Origin of the sequence: Pseudomonas sp. W2Aug9, assembly GCF_023127755.1 — a bacterium.
Lineage (GTDB): Bacteria > Pseudomonadota > Gammaproteobacteria > Pseudomonadales > Pseudomonadaceae > Aquipseudomonas > Aquipseudomonas synxantha_A.
On sequence record NZ_SPKL01000036.1, the window covers coordinates 73,301 to 91,053 of the forward strand.

A 17,753-nucleotide genomic window follows, 5' to 3' on the forward strand; every position below is an offset into this window, starting at 1 on the left:
AGGCAGGGGCTGAGTGAACTACCACCGCGCGTAAGCGAGAAAGAAGTGTTGCCAGATAATCGCTGTACGACCCAATGTGAGTCGTACAGCGTCAATTTCCTTACTGGCGATAGGACTTCAGGAAGTTGCCGATGCGACCGATGGCCATTTCCAGGTCATCCACACGTGGCAAAGTCACCACGCGGAAGTGATCCGGCCATGGCCAGTTGAACGCAGTGCCCTGGACCACCAGCAGCTTTTCCGACAGTAGCAGGTCGAGCACGAACTTCTCGTCGTTGAGAATCGGGCAGACTTTCGGGTCGATCCGCGGGAACGTATACAACGCGCCCATAGGCTTCACACAGCTCACACCGGGGATCGCGTTGAGCAACTCCCAGGTGCGGTTGCGCTGCTCCAGCAGGCGACCCTGGGGCAAGATCAGGTCATTGATGCTCTGGTAGCCGCCGAGGGCGGTCTGGATGGCGTGCTGGCTCGGCACGTTGGCACACAGGCGCATGTTGGCCAGCATGTCGATGCCTTCGATGTAGCTCTGGGCATTATGCTTGGGGCCGGAAATGGCGATCCATCCGGAGCGGAAGCCCGCCACGCGATACGACTTGGACAGGCCGTTGAAGGTCAGGCATAGCAGGTCCGGAGCCAGGGAGGCGGTGCATATGTGAACGGCGTCATCGTAGAGGATCTTGTCGTAGATCTCGTCGGAGAACACTACCAGGTTGTGCTGGCGTGCCAGTTCAAGCATGCCCAGCAGCACTTCCTTGGAGTACACGGCGCCGGTAGGGTTGTTCGGATTGATGATCACCAGCGCCTTGGTGTCGGGGGTGATCTTGGCCTTGATGTCGGCCAGGTCCGGAAACCAGTCGGCGCCTTCATCACACAGGTAATGCACCGGATGGCCGCCAGCCAGGGTCACGGCAGCGGTCCAGAGCGGATAGTCCGGTGCCGGCACCAGCACTTCATCGCCATTGTTGAGCAGCGCCTGCATCGACATCACGATCAGCTCGGACACGCCGTTGCCCAGGTAGATGTCCTCGATGCCGACACCTTCGACCTGCTTCTGCTGGTAGTACTGCATTACCGCCTTGCGTGCACTGAACAGGCCCTTGGAGTCGCTGTAGCCTTGGGCGGTCGGCAGGTTGCGGATCACGTCCTGGAGGATTTCGTCCGGCGCTTCGAAACCAAACGGCGCCGGGTTGCCAATGTTCAACTTGAGGATGCGATGGCCTTCCTCTTCCAGGCGCTTGGCGTGCTTGAGCACTGGGCCGCGAATGTCGTAGCAGACGTTGGCGAGCTTGTTCGATTTGCTGACCTGCATGGCGATGTGATCCTGAAAATGAACGATTCAGACGGCGTAGGCACTACCGTAGGGTGAATCCTGCGCGGTTCGCCCCCATAAATACGTTTGAATGCCGTTGGCGCGGGTGCCAGACTGGCGTTTTGAAGAGGCGCAATCATACGTGCCGCCTGATCCATGGAAAAGACACAGATCAGGGTTTTTCAGTTGCCGAGGTGTACCGATGGAAAAGTTGCAGAAAACCGTTGATGAGTGGAAGGCCATGCTCGACCCTGAGCAGTACAACGTGTGCCGCCTCAAGGGCACCGAGCGGCCTTTCAGCGGTAAGTACAACGGCACCAGGACCGACGGCGTGTATCACTGCATCTGCTGCAATGAGCCGCTGTTCGATTCCAGGGCCAAGTTTGACTCTGGCTGCGGCTGGCCGAGCTTCTATGAGCCGATTGCCGACAGCGCGATGATCGAAATTCGTGACGTCAGCCACGGCATGATTCGTACCGAAGTCACCTGCGCCAAGTGCGACGCACACCTGGGGCATGTGTTTCCGGACGGCCCGCCGCCGACGGGCCTGCGCTACTGCATCAACTCGGTGTGCCTGGACCTGGTGCCGCGCTCGGCTTGAAGCGATAAACAGGCCCGAATGCCAGTCGGTCAAGCGTACGCGTATCACTTCTTCCCCTGAATTGAGGCATTGCCATGAGCGACTCCCTGCTGAGCATCCCTTGCACCACCATCAAGGGTGAGCAAAAGACCCTGGCCGATTTCGCCGGCAAGGCCATTTTGGTGGTCAACACCGCCAGCAAATGTGGCTTCACCCCCCAGTACAAGGGCCTGGAGCAACTTTGGCAGCGCTACAAGGACCAGGGGCTGGTGGTGCTGGGGTTTCCCTGCAACCAGTTCGGCAAGCAGGAACCGGGTAACGAAGGCGCGATAGCCGAGTTCTGCGAGCTGAACTTCGGTGTCAGTTTTCCGCTGTTCAAGAAGGTCGACGTCAATGGCAGCGATGCCCACCCATTGTTCGTACAGTTGAAAAAGCAGGCCCCGGGGCTGCTGGGCTCCAAGAATATCAAGTGGAACTTCACCAAGTTCCTCATCGGCCCCGACGGCAAGCAGGTCAAGCGATTTGCGCCAACGACCAAGCCACAGGACCTGAGCCAGGAGATCGAAGCCTTGCTCAAATGACCACGATAGTGCGGGCGCAGCCTCAGAGGCTTGTCGTCGTCGGTACCCACAACTCCAGCAGCGCATGGAGCTCTTCGCGGCGAAACGGCTTGGCCAGGTAATCGTTCATGCCCGCCGCCCGGCAACGCTCGCGCTCTTCGGACAGGGCATTGGCGGTCAAGGCGACAATGGGCAGGTCTGGCCAGCGCCCGCTACGGCGAATTTGCCGGCTGGCCTCGTAGCCATCCATCACCGGCATGTTGCAGTCCATCAGCACCATATCGAAGCGCTGGTCCTCAAGCAGCTTGAGCGCTTCCCCACCATGGGCAGCCACAATCACCTCGCACCCCAGCTTGCTGAGCATCCCCTTGGCCACCAGTTGATTGACCGCGTTGTCCTCCACCAACAAGATGCGCGCGCGGTGAGCCAGCGGCGCGGCTTCCATCTGGATCGGGTCGAGGATCGGTTGCGTGCTGCTGCGCAGGTTGCGTTGCAGGATCTGGTACAGCGCGTTACGGCTCAATGGGCGTGCTTGTTGCTGCAGCGGTGCCAGCGCCGCGACTTCTTCACTGGGCATGAAGTTGCCATAGGCGGTGACCAGCAGAATCGGCGCGCTGATTGCCGGGCGCAAGCGGAACAAGCATTCAGGGCAGTCGGTAATCAACAGGTCAGGGGCCAGTGCGCTCAAATCATCGTCTTGGGAATAGCACCTTGGTGTCAGCCCCCAAGAGGGCAGCAGGGTGGTGAGCAGCTCTGTCAACCCGCCACCGGCATGGGTGATGGCGATTACATCACCTGTGAGCGGTGTATAGCGCGTGGCAGGTAAATGGGTGGGTAGCGGGAGGTCGGCGCAGAACTGGCTGCCAAAGCCCACCTCCGAGCTGATACTCAAGCGGCCTTGCATGGCTTCACACAGATTGTGCGTCAAGGCCAGTCCCAAACCCGTACCGCCAAATTGACGGGTGATGCCCGCACCGGCCTGGGTGAAGGGTTGGAAGATTTTCACTTGGGCTTCCTGGGCGATACCGATGCCGGTATCACAGACTTCAATATTGACCCTGCCTTCCAGGGCACGCAGGCGCACATCGACCCGGCCGAAGCGCGTGAACTTCAAGGCATTGGAAAGCAGATTACTGACGATTTGCCGCACCCGGGTCGGGTCGCCGATGACCTGGGCGGGAAACTGTGGATCAATCAGGCACGTCAGCTCGACACTCGGCGCCGCATTCTGCGACAGCAGGTTGGCAGTGTCTTCCACCAGTGAGCCCAGGTCGAAGGGGATATGTTCCAGTTCCAGTTGGCCGGCATCGAACTTGGACAGATCGAGAATATCGTTGAGCAATTCGACCAGCACTTTGCCCGAGTCATGGGCGATCGACAGTTGCTGGCGCTGCTCGGCATTCAGTGGGCTGTCGAGCGACAGTGCAATCATCCCCAGCAAACCATTGAGCGGCGTACGGATTTCATGGCTCATATTGGCCAGGAACGCGGCCCGTGCCTGTGCCATCCCCAGCGCGGTCATCCTGGCTGCTTCCAGTTCATCATTGGATTGGCTCAAGCGTTGGTTGCTGGCCTTGAGTTCAAGGGTGCGCGCCGAAACGATATTTTCCAATTGGCCCAGGTATTCGGTGAGGCGGTCCTCGGCGTGACGCCGCTGATGGATCTCGGTTTCCATGTTTTCAAATTGCTGGTTGGCGACGTCGACCAATACGCCGATTTCGTCGTGCTCATGCCCCGGCGGGCAATCCAGGCGTGCCTGTTTGCGGGTACTCAACTCTCGGATAATACGTACCAGCGGTTGCGTGAGCATTACGTAGAATAAGCCCAGCAAGATCCCGGTCAGCAGCAGGCTGCGGGTAAATCCGTTGAGCAGGGTGATCTCGGCGCGATGCAGGAAACGGCTGCCAAAGGCATAGGTATCAACGTCGAGGCGCAATACGCCGAGGGATTCGTTGGGCATATGGTTGAGAAACAGTCGGTCCTCGAACTGACGATTGGCGCCAAACAGAAAATCGCTGACCGGACGATAGTTGCTTTCTTTGCGCGGGCGGTTGACGTCGGCCAGCACCGCGCCATTGTTGTCGATCAGCTGCGCACGGGTGATGGCAGGGGAGTGCAGCAGGCCCAGGGTCAGCTCCTGGGCGAGTTCGGCATCGATGTTGTAGGCAATACGCGACGCGGGGTTATGGCTGATTTCGATCAGTGAGCGTATTTCACGGTTGATGGATGCGTCTTCACTGGCATAATCAATGCCGATTTGGATCAGACTGAGCAAGGTTCCCAACACGAAACCGACCAGCACAGTCAATCTGGCTTGTTTATAAGACAAGCGGTGGGCGAACTTGATATCCATCGAGTGTTGAACCACTTCACGTTTCCTTTCGCCCGGCAAGCATAGCTGAACATCCCCAAGCTTCAGCTTGCCGGGCACGAATCGTTTTTTGACGCAGCCTCATGCGGTCTGCCGCAGGGTTGCCAATACGCCATCTTTTACAAGAACTTGCCAGAGGAATAATCATGGATTCTCGATTGAATGCCTTCCTTGAGCGGGCCGACGCCGTACTTGCTCGCCTTGAACCCTTATTGCCGGCCCCGCGCCAAGCTATCGACTGGCGCCAATGCCTGGCCGCTCGTTGGCAGCGCGAAGGTCGTAGTGGCTTCCTGTTGCCGCTGGAAGTGAGCCTGGATATGCGCTGGTCGGACCTGATTGGCGTCGACAAGCAACGTGAACAACTGGCGCGTAATACCCAGCAGTTCCTCGATGGCCTGCCCGCCAACCATGCGCTGCTATGGGGTTCTCGCGGCACCGGCAAGTCTTCCATGGTGCGCGCCTTGCTGGCTCAGCACGCCACGGCGGGTCTGCGCTTGATCGAAATCGAACGCGACCACCTGTCCGACCTGCCGCGCGTGGTCGAACAGTTGATAAAACTGCCGCAGCGCTTCATTTTGTTTTGCGATGACCTCTCGTTCGAAGCCGGCGAAGGCGATTATCGCGTGCTCAAAAGCGTGCTGGACGGCTCCCTGGAGCAGGCGCCGGAAAACGTGCTGCTGTATGCCACGTCCAACCGCCGTCATCTGGTGCCGGAGAACCAGAGCGACAACGACAACTGGAAACGTGTGGATGGCGAGTTGCACCCGAGCGAGGCGGTAGAGGACAAGATTGCCTTGTCGGACCGTTTTGGCTTGTGGCTGTCGTTCTATCCGTTTTCCCAGGAGCATTTCCTGGATGTGGTGGAACACTGGATCGGCGAGTTGGCCGGCAAGGCCGGCTTGCAGTGGCAGCGCGATGAGCAGCTTGATGTACTCGCGGTGCGCTGGGCCACAGGGCGCGGCAACCGCAATGGCCGTTGTGCCTATCAGTTTGCCCGTTACTGGGTAGGTCTTAAATTGCTGGAACGTCAACCATGATCGATTTACAACAGGCCGGCAGCGGTCTCGATGGCTACGCCATGCTGTGTGCACAACTGGAGTCATTGCTGGCTGATGAGCGTGACTTTATTGCCAACAGTGCACAGTTTTCTGCGTTTCTGTTCAACCAGCTCGATGACCTGAACTGGGCAGGCTTTTACCTTAATCGCAATGAAGAACTGGTGCTTGGGCCGTTCCAGGGCCAGATAGCCTGCGTGCGCATCCCGTTCGGCCGTGGCGTATGTGGCGCTGCTGCGGCTTCACGACAAACCCAGCGGGTAGAGGATGTGCATGCGTTCCCAGGCCATATTGCCTGTGACAGCGCCTCGAACAGTGAGTTGGTGGTGCCATTGGTCAAAGACGGTCAGCTGATTGGCGTGCTTGACCTCGACAGTCCCTCGCTGGCCCGTTTTACACCTCAGGACCAGGCAGGGATTGAACGGCTGGCGGCGATTTTCCTGCGGCTGACCGACTGCTGAACCTGCAAGCCAAGGCAGAGGAGTGCAGGAGCGAGTGACTCGCTCCTGCCGTTGCGGGCCCGGGCGTTTATTGGCCTTGCAGCTCGGCCAGTTGAATCTGCAGCATCCTCTCCAGTTCCAGCATGAGATGCTCCAGCGCCTTGATGCCGGTTTCAATGGTTGCCCACTCTTCATTGCGAGCGCAGGTTTGCTCCAGCGCTTCGCATTGCCCAGCCAATGAATGGGCCTGAACGATACGGGCAGCGCCCTTGATTTTGTGGGCTTGTTCAATGATCTCGGGGGGGTGGGCCTGCCGGTTCAACAGCGTGACAAGCGCCTGACGGTCGTCACGGCTGCTGCTCAGCAGCTCCTCCAGCAGGCGTCGACTCAATTGCGGGTCGCCGCCGGTCAACGCTTGCAGGCACTCGAGGTTCAGGCGCTGGTTCGCAGGTTTGGGAGCGATTTGCGCCAGTTGCCGTTCCAGTACGGTCAGGCTGATGGGCTTGAACAGGCAGTCATCCATGCCGGCCTGCACGCAACGTTGTCTTTCCTCTGGCTGGGCGTTGGCAGTAAAGCCCAGCACCACACAAGGTACCAATTGCTCGCGTTGCTCATATTCACGGATTGAACGGCTCAGCTCATAGCCATTCATGATGGGCATGTTGCAATCGGCGATCACCAGGTCGAAATGCTCCTTGCGCCAGGCCTGGAACCCTGCAGCACCGTGCTCGGCGGCAGTGAATTGATGACCCAGGTAGCCCAGTTGCTGGCACATCAGCAGGCGGTTCGCCGGGTGGTCGTCTACCACCAGTACATTCAGCACCCGAGTGGCGGCCGGTGCTTCAGGCTGTTGCTCACCCACCACCGTGATCGTTTGCAGGCGGGGTACGCTCAGGTTGACGTGCACCTGGGTACCTACCATGGGCACGCTGCTCAGGCTCAACTGGCCGCCCATCATGGCGCACAGGCTGCGGCAGATCACCAGCCCCAGCCCCGCGCCGCTCCTGGCCAGTTGACCGGAATTGTCCGCTTGGGCAAAGGGTTCGAACAGACGCAGTTGATCCTCCCTGCTGATGCCGATGCCGGTGTCTTCCACCACCAGCTTCAGCTCGATCTGCTCCGGTGCCTGGGTCGGCTGTACTTCCACTTTGATCTTCACCTGGCCTTGCTCGGTGAACTTGATCGCGTTGCTCACCAGGTTCGACAGTACTTGCTTGAAGCGCAGAGGGTCTATCAGCACTTCGATATCGTTCAGGTCGGGCTTGAATTCCAGCAGCAGGCTGAGGGTTTTCTGGCGTGCCAGACCGTCGAAGACACGCACCACCGACTCAATCACCTCGCGCAGGTTGACGCGCTCCGGCGCCAGGCTGAGACGGCCGGATTCGATACGTGCGATGTCCAGGATGTCACCGATCAACTCCAGCAGATCCTTGGCCGAGTTGTACGCCACTTCGATGGCTGGGCGGTCGAGATGCCCTTGATCGGCGCGCTTGAGCGTCAGTTCGAGCATTCCGATCACGGCGTTCATGGGCGTACGGATCTCGTGGCTCATGGTGGCAAGGAACGTGCTCTTGGCGCGATTGGCCTCATCGGCCCGCTCTTTGGCGGCGCGTAGCTCATCAAACAACTCGCGTCGGTCGCTGATGTCGATCCAGCCGCCGATGATGCCCTGGACTTCGCCTGTGGAGTCGCGGTACGGCAGGATCCAGTGATAGATCGTCAGTTTGCGCTCGTGGATATGCAATGTGCGATCCAGGATCAGCGGAATGCCCTCGGCCACTACGCGCAGATAGTCGGCATGGTATTGCGCCGCCTCCGACTCCAGGGCCATGCTCATCTGGGTGACGCTTTTGCCGATCACGTCTTCGCGTTTGACGTCGAATACCTGCAGGTAGCTGTCGTTGCAGGTTTGCAGCAGGCCGTTGCGGTCACGCACGTAGATCGGATGGGGGGTTTCATTGACCAGCGCACGCATGAATTCGAATTGGTCGTTCAGGGCCCGTTCGGCCATTTTGCGGTGTTTTATCTGGCGCCGCATGTAGGCGTTCCAGGTCAGGGAAATCAGTAGCAACAGCCCGGTACCGATGATGATTCGAGATATCAATTGATGGTAGTTGCGCCAGTAGCTGTCGGACGCGGCGGTGTAACCCCGCCAACGACTGTTGATCACGCCCATTTCATCCGGGGCGATGCTGAGCAGCGCCTTGTCGAGGATTGAGCTCAGTTCCGTGGCGTGGCGCGATGTCGCCAGGGTATAAGTTGCCGGCGTAGTGCCAATGCTGGCGCTGATCTGCAGCTTGTCCTGAAAAGCCTTGGAAGACAGCAGGTAGTTGGCGATCACCAGTGTGCTCACTGCGCCATCCACTTGGCCCTGTGCGAGTAACTCCGATGCCCTGAAAGTATCACTGGTTTCGACCAGGTGAACCTGGGGGAAATCGTTGGTCAAGGTCTCGATCAAGGGGTTGCCCTGGGTTATCGCCAGGCGCTTTCCTGCCATTTGTGCGATGTTCGCGGGTGGCCCTGGCTCCTTGCGTGTCAACAATACGTAGGAGTTTTCCAGGTAGGGTCGGCTGAAATTGAGCTGCGAGTCCCTTGTGTTGCTCGGCACAATGGCCCCGATCATATCGACCTTCTGGCTGGTGACCTGATCGATCATCGCGTTGACATCACGCCCGCGTACAATCGAAAAGCGTAGGCCGGTGCGCAGGCGAATCAGCTCCAGGAGATCGGCGGTAATGCCGCGAAAGTTGCCGTCCGCATCGAAGAACGTGAGAGGCGCGAAGGTTTCATTGACGATCACCTTGACCACCGGATGCTCTTTAAGCCAGCGCTCTTCGCGTTGGGTCAGTTGCAATTTCTTGTCGGTGAGCAGGATATCGCTGCCGGCGCTCCAGCGTTTGGCGATGCTGTCTCGTTCGGTGATGGGGACCGCAGCCAGGACCGCGTCGACAATGCTCAGCAGCACGCGGTTATCTTCACGCATGGCGAAGCTGAAACCATAAGCCTCATGCTTGCCGAAATTGGCCATGCGGATGTTTTTGAGATAACCCTTGTTGATCATGTAGTGGGTGGAAATGGTGTCACCCAGAAACACATCCGCCTGGTCGAAGGCCACCGCATTCAAGGCGTTCTGATAAGACGGATAGGCGCGGATGATGGCCTTGGGGTACAGCTTTTCTACCTCATTGAGCGGCAGGTAATGGTAGACAAGGCTTAAGCGCAGCCCGTCCAGGCCCTCGTTGAGGCTACGGGTTTCTCCCTCGCGGGTGACCAGTACCGGTTGGTCCACGGCGTAGGGTTCAGAGAGGATAAGGTTCGGTGTCGCAGCCTCAAAACCGTTGGATGAGCCCAACAAGTCGATTTCCCCGGTTTCCAAGGCTCGAATGGCTGCATCCCGGGACGGGTAGCGCATTACGTTGACCGGCAAGGAGAGTGCTTTGGCCAACAACCCCGCGTAATCGGCGGTCAGCCCTTCATAATCATAGCCGCTGGACGTCAGGTCGAATGGCGGGTAATCGGGCGCGGAGGTGCCCAGCACCAGTTCGCGTTTGTTTTGTAGCCAGTGGTGCTGAGCCTTGTCAAAATGAGTGCCGAGTTGAACGGCTCCCGCACGACTCAATAAGGTGAAGCGTTCCGGGTTTGTTTGGTGCTCTGCGAGCACGGCAGTGCTGAAGTACAGACCGGCACTCAATATAATCAGATAGTCCTTTATACGCCTGGGCATCCGCTTTCTCACACTAGCGCGTTTCGTTTTGCCATCTCGATGAGTTCTACCAAGGATTTGGCTTTGAGTTTTTGCATTAACCTCTTTTTATAAGTACTGACAGTCTTGTTGCTCAAAAACATGCCTTTGGCTATTTCCTTGTTAGTGCGGCCTTGTGCAAAAAGTTGCAAGACCATCAGCTCCCGGTCATTGACTGTCTTGAACAGTTCCAGTTCTTGTACATCCAGGCCTTCCGTTCCGGGGCCGTTCAACGCCTGGCTGGGGAAGTAGTTGTAGCCGGACAGGACCGCACGGATGGCGCTCAGCAACTCGCTCAAGTCCCCTTCCTTGCACACATAGCCCTCGGCACCCGAGCGCATGCATCGCGTGGCAAACAGCGTAGGGCATTGCGCCGTGAGCACGAGGGTTTTCATCGAGGTGTTCATGGCGTTGAATCGGCAGAGCACCTCAAGGCCGTCGAGTTTCGGGATGCTGATGTCGAGAATCACCAGGTCTGGAAGGCATTCGCGGACCATCTGTATCGCATCGCACCCATTGTCTGTTTCGCCGACGACCTTGTAACCCTCATGCTCCAGTAACATTCGAATGGCAAGCCGGATTACCGGTGGTCATCGATAATAAAAACTGAGTTCATAATCACATTCCATGCTGGTGCAAATAAAGCGGGCACATTAGCTCAGAAGATGAGGGCTCAGCATGAAGCTCACAGGGAGTAAATGCAAAACAGGAAAGTTCCTACGTTTAATAAGGCAAAAGCCTACAAGTTGTTAGGGGGACGTTACAGGGTATATCAACAATTTGAAGGTGGTTGCGCCAATAAACGGGGCCTTGGATTTTACGACGGGCCTTATAGTGTTTTTCATTGAAAATGATGTTTAAGTTCCTACATGAGAGAGTTAAAAATTAACCTATTAGCCTTTCCAGCTCATCTTTGTTCAAGGGCTTGGACAAATAGCCAAGCAGTGGAAGACGTCGTTGCAAGGCTTGCCTGCTCAGGTTGATCAATTCCTGTGTGGGTAAGCCGCTTAACAGAATGGCGCCAGTGATGAAGCGCTGGCGGTTGGCGATTTCGATCAGTTCAAGCCCCGGCAGGTCAGGCAGGCATTGGTCACACAGCATCAGGTCGAAGGGGTGTTCGGACCGACTCATCGTGTGTATGGCCTGCTCGGCATTTTCCACAGGTGTCAGTTGCTCGAAGCCGAAGCTTTTGAGCAGGCACTGGGTGGCCAGAAGTTGAAAAGGGTGATCCTCCACCAAAAGAATACGAAGAGAGTGTCTGGGCATAAAAGTGCACACAGTGATGCAAGCGTCGATGGGGGCGGTAGGAATTGCGCGGCTGGCCCGTTAGGAGCGTGCGTGATTATTCTTCGGGTGCCTGTACGAATTCGATCAGGCCGCTCTGTTCCCATCGTAGGGCGATTCGTTTCAGGGAACGGGCGGCTTGATCGGATCGTTATTGAGGGCTGGAGCGCCCGGTCATCTCCCGTGCCATTTCAGTGGCGTAGCTGTCGGTCATACCGGCGATGAAGTCGATCATCCGCAGGAATGAGGCGTGCAGCGGCCAGGCCGGATCCGGCGCGCTATTGCCGAGCAAGTCCAGAATGCGCCGATTCTTGAATGACGGCGTGCGCCCGCCATGTTGTTCAAGGGCCGCGCCGCAGAAGGCGTTCAGCAGGATTTCCAGGGTGGTGTAGGCGCCGATTTCGTGCAGTGTCTTGCGCTTGTCCTGGAAGATCTTCTTGCGCGCCATGTCCTTGGCATCCAGCACACAGCGCTTCGCCGGCCCGTGCATATGCTCGACCAGATCGCCCGGCAGCGTGCCGGCGAGCAGGGCGTCCTGCTGTTCGACAAAGGCCTGCGCCGCTGCATTGGTCAGGTGCTCAATCGCTTTGCCGCGCAAGATCGCCAGCTTGCGGCGCCGAGAGTCAAGCGGGCCCAATTGGCGGTACGTCTGCGGCAAGTCATCGCCCACCAGATCAAGCAACAGCGACTCGACTTCGGCGTACTGCAGCAGCTCCATTTCCAGGCCGTCTTCCAGGTCGATCAGCGCATAGCAGATGTCGTCGGCCGCTTCCATCAGGTATACGAGCGGGTGACGGGCCCAGCGTTGCTCTTCAAGCTGGGGCAGGCCGAGCTTATGGGCGATTTGCTCCAGAATCGGCAGCTCGCTCTGGTAACAGCCGAACTTGTGCTTCTTGTAGCCCAGCGAGTCGGCGTGGCGGGCGGTCCAGGGGTACTTGAGGTACGTCCCCAAGGTGGCGTAGGTCAGCCGCGTGCCGCCGTCGAACTGATGGTATTCAAGTTGGGTCAGTACCCGAAAGCCCTGGGCATTGCCTTCGAAGTTGAGAAAGTCATTGCGTTCGGCGCTGCTCATGTCGTCCAACCAGCCGCGCCCGGCGGCCTGTTGGAACCAGTGGCGAATGGCATCCTCGCCAGAGTGTCCGAACGGCGGGTTACCGATATCGTGGGCAAGGCAAGCCGATTGCACCACCATGCCCAGGTCGCTCGGGTCGCACCAGTCGGGCAGGGCGCCGCGCAACGTTTCACCCACGCGCATACCCAGGGAGCGGCCGACGCAACTGACTTCCAGCGAATGGGTCAGGCGCGTGTGGATATGGTCGTTGCTCGATACCGGATGCACCTGGGTCTTGCGGCCCAGGCGCCGGAACGCGCCGGAGAAAATAATGCGGTCGTGGTCTTTGTGAAAGGGGCTGCGGCCCAGTTCTTCAGGGCTGTGCAGAGGTTTTCCCAGGCGTTCGCGGTTCAGCAGGGTGGGCCAATCCAAGGCAACTACTCTCCGTTCGGTGAATGACATCCGCCAGCTTCCCGTTTCCGGCGTGGCGGAGCAAGCAAAAATCTACAGGTCGGCGGTGCGGGCGAAAAAAGGCCCGGCACCCGTTGACGAGGGCCGGGCCACTGGTATCGGCAAGCTAACCGCCGGCAAAGGTTTAACTTTTGCGCGAGCCTTGCATGGCCAATTTGATCAATGGGATCAACCCTGCACCCAGCCGCACCAGACGTGTCACGCTGCTGATACTGCCGCCCTTGGCGCCCTTGCCGGTGAAAAAGCCCATCAGCGTCACCGCCGCCACGCCCCACAGTGGCGCGTGCTTGATGCCCAGGCTGTCCTGCCAGTTGTGGCGCATGTTGCGCATTTTCTGCAGAGGGGCCATCAGTTGCTGGGACTCATGACGGATTTCCTGGCGGTGCATTTCCATGCGCAGGCGGATCAGCGTCTTGCGCATTTCCCGGCGGGAGGTATTTTTCGGGATCTCGGTCATGCTCATGGCAGCAGGCGCTCCCGGTCGTTGGCCAGCTCTTCGAGCGTGGCGTGGAAGGGCGTGGATTCATCGAACACCGCCGCTTTCAGGCGCACACCGCAGAAGGCCGCGGCCAGGCTATAGAACACGCAAAGGCAGATGATCCCCGTCAGGCGGTAGCCGGTATCCCACACCAGGATCATCACCAGCGTCGACAACCCTACCAGCAACAGCAGGGCGAACACCAACGCCAGACCGGCAAACAACAACAGGCTGACAGTGCGGGCCTTTTGCTCCTGCAATTCGATGCCAAACAACTCGACATGGCTGTGCAGCAAGCCCAGCACAGCGGCGCCCAGGCGTCGGGAGGTGGAACCGCTTGCCGAAGAATGTGCGCTCGTTGATGAGCTGGATTCGCCGATAGACATGATTAGCGCCTTGTAGCCAGCAGACCGATCAAAAAGCCCACGCCGGCAGCGATGCCGACTGACTGCCATGGGTTGGCTTGCACGTAGTCTTCGGTGGCGGTGATGGCCGCCTGACCGCGCTCGCGCAGGGAGTCTTCGGTCAGTTGCAAGGTCTCGCGGGCCTTGAGCAGGCTCTCGTGGATCTTGGTGCGCAGTTCGTCGGCCTGATCGCCGGCCAGCACTGCGGTGTCGTCCAGCAACCTTTCGGTATCACTGACCAGGGTTTGAAAATCCGCCATCAGTATCTCTTGAGCAGTCTTTGCTGTTTTACCGGCCATGGTTGTCTCCGTGTGTGGCTGATCTGTACGTGTGGTTTCGAGTCGCGGCGTTCGCTGAAGGTTCACTGCAATTGTGTGGTACAGCTTTTGCTTTGCATTGGTGCGCAGGCTCAGAGGCCCGCGCCGAATATGGGCGGTCGGGGCGCAAGCCTTGAAAAACCTTACCCTAAATAACTAAAACCCGCGGAAAAACCCTGTCGGCAACGGTCAGTTGTGTTGATCGCTGCGCTAAAGCGGTTCGTGCCCTCCCAACAGGGACGAAACCGGTGGTACCCATTTAGTGCGCCAACCCTCAGCTTGAACCGATTTGGTGCTTTTTGCCTTGATGCAGGCCTGCCAACCTCCATGGAAAATCTGCAAAGTGCGGTGGATACACTCGTCCACAGTTCCAACACCCTGTTTATCCTGATTGGCGCGGTCATGGTCCTGGCCATGCACGCCGGCTTTGCCTTCCTTGAGGTCGGCACGGTGCGCCAGAAGAATCAGGTCAACGCCCTGTCGAAAATCCTCAGCGATTTCGCCATCTCCACCCTGGCCTATTTCTTTATAGGCTATTGGATCTCATACGGTGTGAGCTTCATGCAACCGGCAGCCGTCATCAGCGCCGATCATGGCTATGGCCTGGTGAAGTTTTTCTTCCTGCTGACCTTCGCCGCGGCGATCCCTGCGATCATTTCCGGTGGCATAGCCGAACGTGCGAAGTTTGCGCCGCAGTTGTGCGCCACTGCACTGATCGTGGCGTTTATCTACCCGTTCTTCGAGGGCATGGTGTGGAACGGCAATTTCGGTCTGCAAGCCTGGCTGCTTGCAAGCTTTGGCGCCAGTTTTCACGATTTTGCCGGTTCCGTGGTGGTGCACGCCATGGGCGGCTGGCTGGCGCTGGCGGCGGTGTTGCTGCTGGGGCCGCGTAATGGACGTTATCGCGAAGGGCGCCTGGTGGCGTTTGCACCGTCGAGCATCCCGTTCCTGGCGCTGGGGTCGTGGATCCTGATCGTGGGATGGTTCGGCTTTAACGTGATGAGTGCGCAGACCCTCAACGGGGTCAGCGGCCTGGTGGCCGTCAATTCGTTGATGGCCATGGTTGGCGGTACCGTGGCCGCGCTGGTGATCGGCCGTAACGACCCAGGATTCCTGCACAACGGCCCCTTGGCCGGGCTGGTGGCGATCTGCGCAGGTTCCGACCTGATGCATCCGGTGGGCGCGCTGGTCACCGGAGTAGTCGCAGGCGGCTTGTTTGTGTGGTGCTTTATCGCCGCCCAGGCACGCTGGAAGATCGACGATGTGCTGGGCGTATGGCCGTTGCACGGCTTGTGTGGCGTGTGGGGCGGCATCGCCTGCGGCATCTTCGGGCAGGCCACCCTGGGTGGGCTTGGCGGCGTCAGCTTGATCAGCCAGTTGATCGGCACCGGCCTGGGCGTGTCGGTGGCGTTTGGTGGCGGCTTGCTGGTGTACGGCGTGATCAAGCGCGTGCAAGGGCTGCGCTTGAGTCAGGAAGAGGAGTATTACGGCGCGGACCTGTCGATCCACAAGATCGGTGCGGTCAGTCAGGATTGATCGGCGCTTGTTCATCAGTGTGTGGCGGCGGATAAAACCCGTGCAGCAAGCGATAGTGGTTCTGCCGCACTTCATCCACCCGAGCCTGTACCTGTTGGTCCGGCAGGCCCAGCAGGATCAGGGCGTGGGACGCGAGCATCAGGCTTGACTCAAGCAACTCGGGCACCACTTCGCTGGCCCCCGCGGCCTTGAGTTCAGCCAACTGGCTGTCATCACGGGTGCGCACCAGGATCGGCACCTGTGGGTTGATCCGTCGCGCTTCCTTGAGCACCACCAGCGCGACATCGCTGTTGTCGACGGCGATCACCACCAACCGCGCGCGCTCCAGGCCCACGGCACTGAGCAAGGCACCCCGGCGGCAGTCGCCATAATGCACGCTGCTTTCCTCGGTGGCGGCCTCCTGCACCCGTTCGGGGTCGTCATCCAGGGCGATAAACGCCTGGTGCTCGCGGCGCAAAAACCGCCCGATCGATTGTCCCACCCGACCATAACCGCAAATCACCGCGTGCCCGTGCAACTGAGCGTTGAGCGCGGTGATGTGCTCCAGTTGCACTTGCTGGTTGGGCTTGCGATGCAGGCGCAGGGCAATGGCCGGCGCTGCGCGCAACAGCAGCGGCGTCAACAGCATCGAGCAGAACGTGGCGGCCAGTAGCAGGCCGTTGAACTCATCCGGAATCAACCGGCTCTGCTGCATCTGCGCCATCAGCGCGAAACAGAACTCGCCACCCTGGGCCAGGGCCAGGCCGCTGCGCCAGGCGGTTTCAGTGTCGCTGCCACGCAGCTTGACCAGTACGGCCACCACAGAGCCTTTGACCAACATCAGCGTAAGGGTCAGGCCGAGGATCAACAGGCTGTGGCTGACGAATAACTGCAGGTCGATCAACATGCCGATGCTGACGAAAAACAGCCCCAGCAGAATGTCGCGAAACGGCCGGATATCCGCTTCTATCTGGTGACGATAATGACTCTCGCCCAGCAACATACCGGCCAGAAACGCACCAAGGGCAGGGGACAGGCCGAGCAGGTGGGTGAGCCAGGCGGTGAGCAAGACAATTACCAGCGCCAGCAGCACGAACAACTCTGCGGAATGGGACGCGGCGACCTCATGGAACAACCGCGGCAGCAACCAGCGGCTGGCGAATAACAGGCCGACGAACAACACCACGGTTTTGCCCAGGGTCAGCGGCAATGCCCAGTACCAGGCTTGGTCACTGCTGCCGGCAAACACCGGCACCAGTGTCAGCAGCAATACCGCCACCACATCCTGGAACAGCAGCACGCCTATCGCATTCTGGCCGTGGCTGCTGAAGATCTCCCCAAGACTGGTCAGTTCCTTGCTGACGATGGCCGTGGACGACAACGCCAACCCTGCACCCAGTAACAGCGCGATGCCCGGCGCCAGGCCCAAGCCCATCAGCGCAGCGCCGAGCAGGGCGCCGCATCCCAACACCTGCAAACTGCCCAGGCCGAACACCACGCGGCGCAGGGCGAACATTTTCGACAGGGAAAACTCCAGGCCCAGGGAGAACAGCAGAAACACCACGCCCATCTCGGCCAAGTCCGGCAGGTCCTCGTTGTCGTTCACCCAGTCCAAAGCAGTCGGCCCCACCGCCAGGCCCACGCACAGGTAGCCCAGCACGGGCGGCAGTTGCAGCCGGCGAAACAGCGCAATCACCACCAGGGATGAGGCCAGGATGATCAGCAGGTTGGCAAACACAGGCATCTCCATTGCAGGTGGACGGGCAAAAAGCCGCGAGAATCGCTGAATCAGTTATAGGCCATGGTGACCTGGGTCAGGTGTTTTGTCGGCAATGGGATTTCACGGCGCGAGCGGGTTTAGAATGGTCACTTGTTTTTCTGACCGGGTTCTTTCGTCATGCCTCCTGAATGCCAGCTGTTCGGCACCCTGGGTTGCCATCTGTGTGAAATTGCCGAAGCCGAAATCATGCCGCTCGTCGAGCACGGGCTGCTGGTGGAGTTGGTGGATATCACTGAGCCAGATGACCTGACAGAAGACTACGGCCTGCGGATTCCGGTGCTTCGCCGCATGGACACCGGGGCGGAACTGGACTGGCCGTTCGACACCGGCCAGGTCGTTGCCTTTCTGCGCTGACGTTTATCCGATGGCGGGCTTGCGAATATTACGTTACTG

15 protein-coding genes and 1 pseudogene are annotated in these 17,753 nt (G+C 59.0%); 6 read left to right on the forward strand and 10 right to left on the reverse strand.

Features of this window, described 5'->3' with window-relative positions:
• Positions 1-100: 100 nt before the first annotated feature.
• The gene (locus E3O56_RS23810) at positions 101-1,312 is read right to left on the reverse strand and encodes a pyridoxal phosphate-dependent aminotransferase (protein WP_248129092.1); all 1,212 of its coding nucleotides are present in this window, start codon (positions 1,310-1,312) and stop codon (positions 101-103) included.
• A gap of 202 nt (positions 1,313-1,514) precedes the next feature.
• On the opposite strand from E3O56_RS23810, the gene msrB reads away from it, so the two are divergent.
• Positions 1,515-1,913: a peptide-methionine (R)-S-oxide reductase MsrB gene (gene msrB, locus E3O56_RS23815; protein ID WP_248129093.1), complete on the forward strand. Its 399-nt coding sequence runs from the start codon at positions 1,515-1,517 to the stop codon at positions 1,911-1,913.
• A gap of 74 nt (positions 1,914-1,987) precedes the next feature.
• On the forward strand, positions 1,988-2,473 hold the full coding sequence (locus E3O56_RS23820; protein WP_005786456.1) for a glutathione peroxidase: 486 nt from the start codon (positions 1,988-1,990) through the stop codon (positions 2,471-2,473).
• 22 nt (positions 2,474-2,495) lie between these two features.
• On the opposite strand, the gene E3O56_RS23825 is transcribed toward E3O56_RS23820, so the two are convergent.
• Positions 2,496-4,805, reverse strand: a complete 2,310-nt coding sequence (locus tag E3O56_RS23825; protein WP_032877124.1) for a response regulator — start codon at positions 4,803-4,805, stop codon at positions 2,496-2,498.
• A gap of 164 nt (positions 4,806-4,969) precedes the next feature.
• On the opposite strand from E3O56_RS23825, the gene E3O56_RS23830 reads away from it, so the two are divergent.
• Together E3O56_RS23830 and E3O56_RS23835 are read left to right on the forward strand one after the other, a co-directional pair.
• Positions 4,970-5,860 carry an ATP-binding protein gene (locus E3O56_RS23830; RefSeq protein WP_248129094.1) on the forward strand — a complete coding sequence of 297 codons (891 nt, stop codon included), beginning with the start codon at positions 4,970-4,972 and terminating at the stop codon, positions 5,858-5,860.
• Positions 5,857-6,339 carry a GAF domain-containing protein gene (locus tag E3O56_RS23835; RefSeq protein WP_032877122.1) on the forward strand — a complete coding sequence of 161 codons (483 nt, stop codon included), beginning with the start codon at positions 5,857-5,859 and terminating at the stop codon, positions 6,337-6,339. The genes E3O56_RS23830 and E3O56_RS23835 overlap by 4 nt, the downstream gene beginning before the upstream one ends.
• Positions 6,340-6,406: 67 nt before the next feature.
• Here E3O56_RS23835 and E3O56_RS23840 read toward each other — a convergent pair whose 3' ends face one another.
• The 7 genes and pseudogenes from E3O56_RS23840 to E3O56_RS23870 form a co-directional block, all read right to left on the reverse strand.
• On the reverse strand, positions 6,407-10,042 hold the full coding sequence (locus tag E3O56_RS23840) for a transporter substrate-binding domain-containing protein (protein WP_248129095.1): 3,636 nt from the start codon (positions 10,040-10,042) through the stop codon (positions 6,407-6,409).
• Between the two features lie 8 nt (positions 10,043-10,050).
• A pseudogene (locus E3O56_RS23845) lies at positions 10,051-10,676 on the reverse strand (response regulator transcription factor).
• A 269-nt stretch (positions 10,677-10,945) separates the two neighbouring features.
• Positions 10,946-11,326, reverse strand: coding sequence for a response regulator (locus tag E3O56_RS23850; protein WP_032877121.1), 381 nt, complete (start codon positions 11,324-11,326; stop codon positions 10,946-10,948).
• 169 nt (positions 11,327-11,495) lie between these two features.
• The gene (locus E3O56_RS23855) at positions 11,496-12,827 is read right to left on the reverse strand and encodes a deoxyguanosinetriphosphate triphosphohydrolase (protein ID WP_005786469.1); all 1,332 of its coding nucleotides are present in this window, start codon (positions 12,825-12,827) and stop codon (positions 11,496-11,498) included.
• Between the two features lie 163 nt (positions 12,828-12,990).
• Positions 12,991-13,329, reverse strand: coding sequence for a hypothetical protein (locus tag E3O56_RS23860; RefSeq protein WP_032877120.1), 339 nt, complete (start codon positions 13,327-13,329; stop codon positions 12,991-12,993).
• Positions 13,326-13,730: a phage holin family protein gene (locus E3O56_RS23865; RefSeq protein ID WP_005786473.1), complete on the reverse strand. Its 405-nt coding sequence runs from the start codon at positions 13,728-13,730 to the stop codon at positions 13,326-13,328. Before E3O56_RS23865 ends, E3O56_RS23860 begins: the two co-directional genes overlap by 4 nt.
• Before the next feature lie 2 nt (positions 13,731-13,732).
• Positions 13,733-14,047 (reverse strand): YqjD family protein, encoded by a 315-nt coding sequence (locus E3O56_RS23870; protein WP_005786475.1) that lies wholly within the window; start codon positions 14,045-14,047, stop codon positions 13,733-13,735.
• Positions 14,048-14,392: 345 nt separating this feature from the next.
• Between E3O56_RS23870 and E3O56_RS23875 the strand changes: the two genes are divergently transcribed.
• A complete protein-coding gene (locus tag E3O56_RS23875) occupies positions 14,393-15,601 on the forward strand; it encodes an ammonium transporter (RefSeq protein ID WP_032877119.1) in 1,209 nt (402 codons plus the stop codon).
• Here the strand turns inward: E3O56_RS23875 and E3O56_RS23880 are convergent.
• Positions 15,588-17,324 (reverse strand): monovalent cation:proton antiporter-2 (CPA2) family protein, encoded by a 1,737-nt coding sequence (locus E3O56_RS23880; RefSeq protein WP_143508419.1) that lies wholly within the window; start codon positions 17,322-17,324, stop codon positions 15,588-15,590. The genes E3O56_RS23875 and E3O56_RS23880 overlap by 14 nt on opposite strands.
• A gap of 153 nt (positions 17,325-17,477) precedes the next feature.
• On the opposite strand from E3O56_RS23880, the gene E3O56_RS23885 reads away from it, so the two are divergent.
• Positions 17,478-17,714: a glutaredoxin family protein gene (locus E3O56_RS23885; protein WP_216090952.1), complete on the forward strand. Its 237-nt coding sequence runs from the start codon at positions 17,478-17,480 to the stop codon at positions 17,712-17,714.
• The last annotated feature ends 39 nt before the right edge of the window (positions 17,715-17,753 follow it).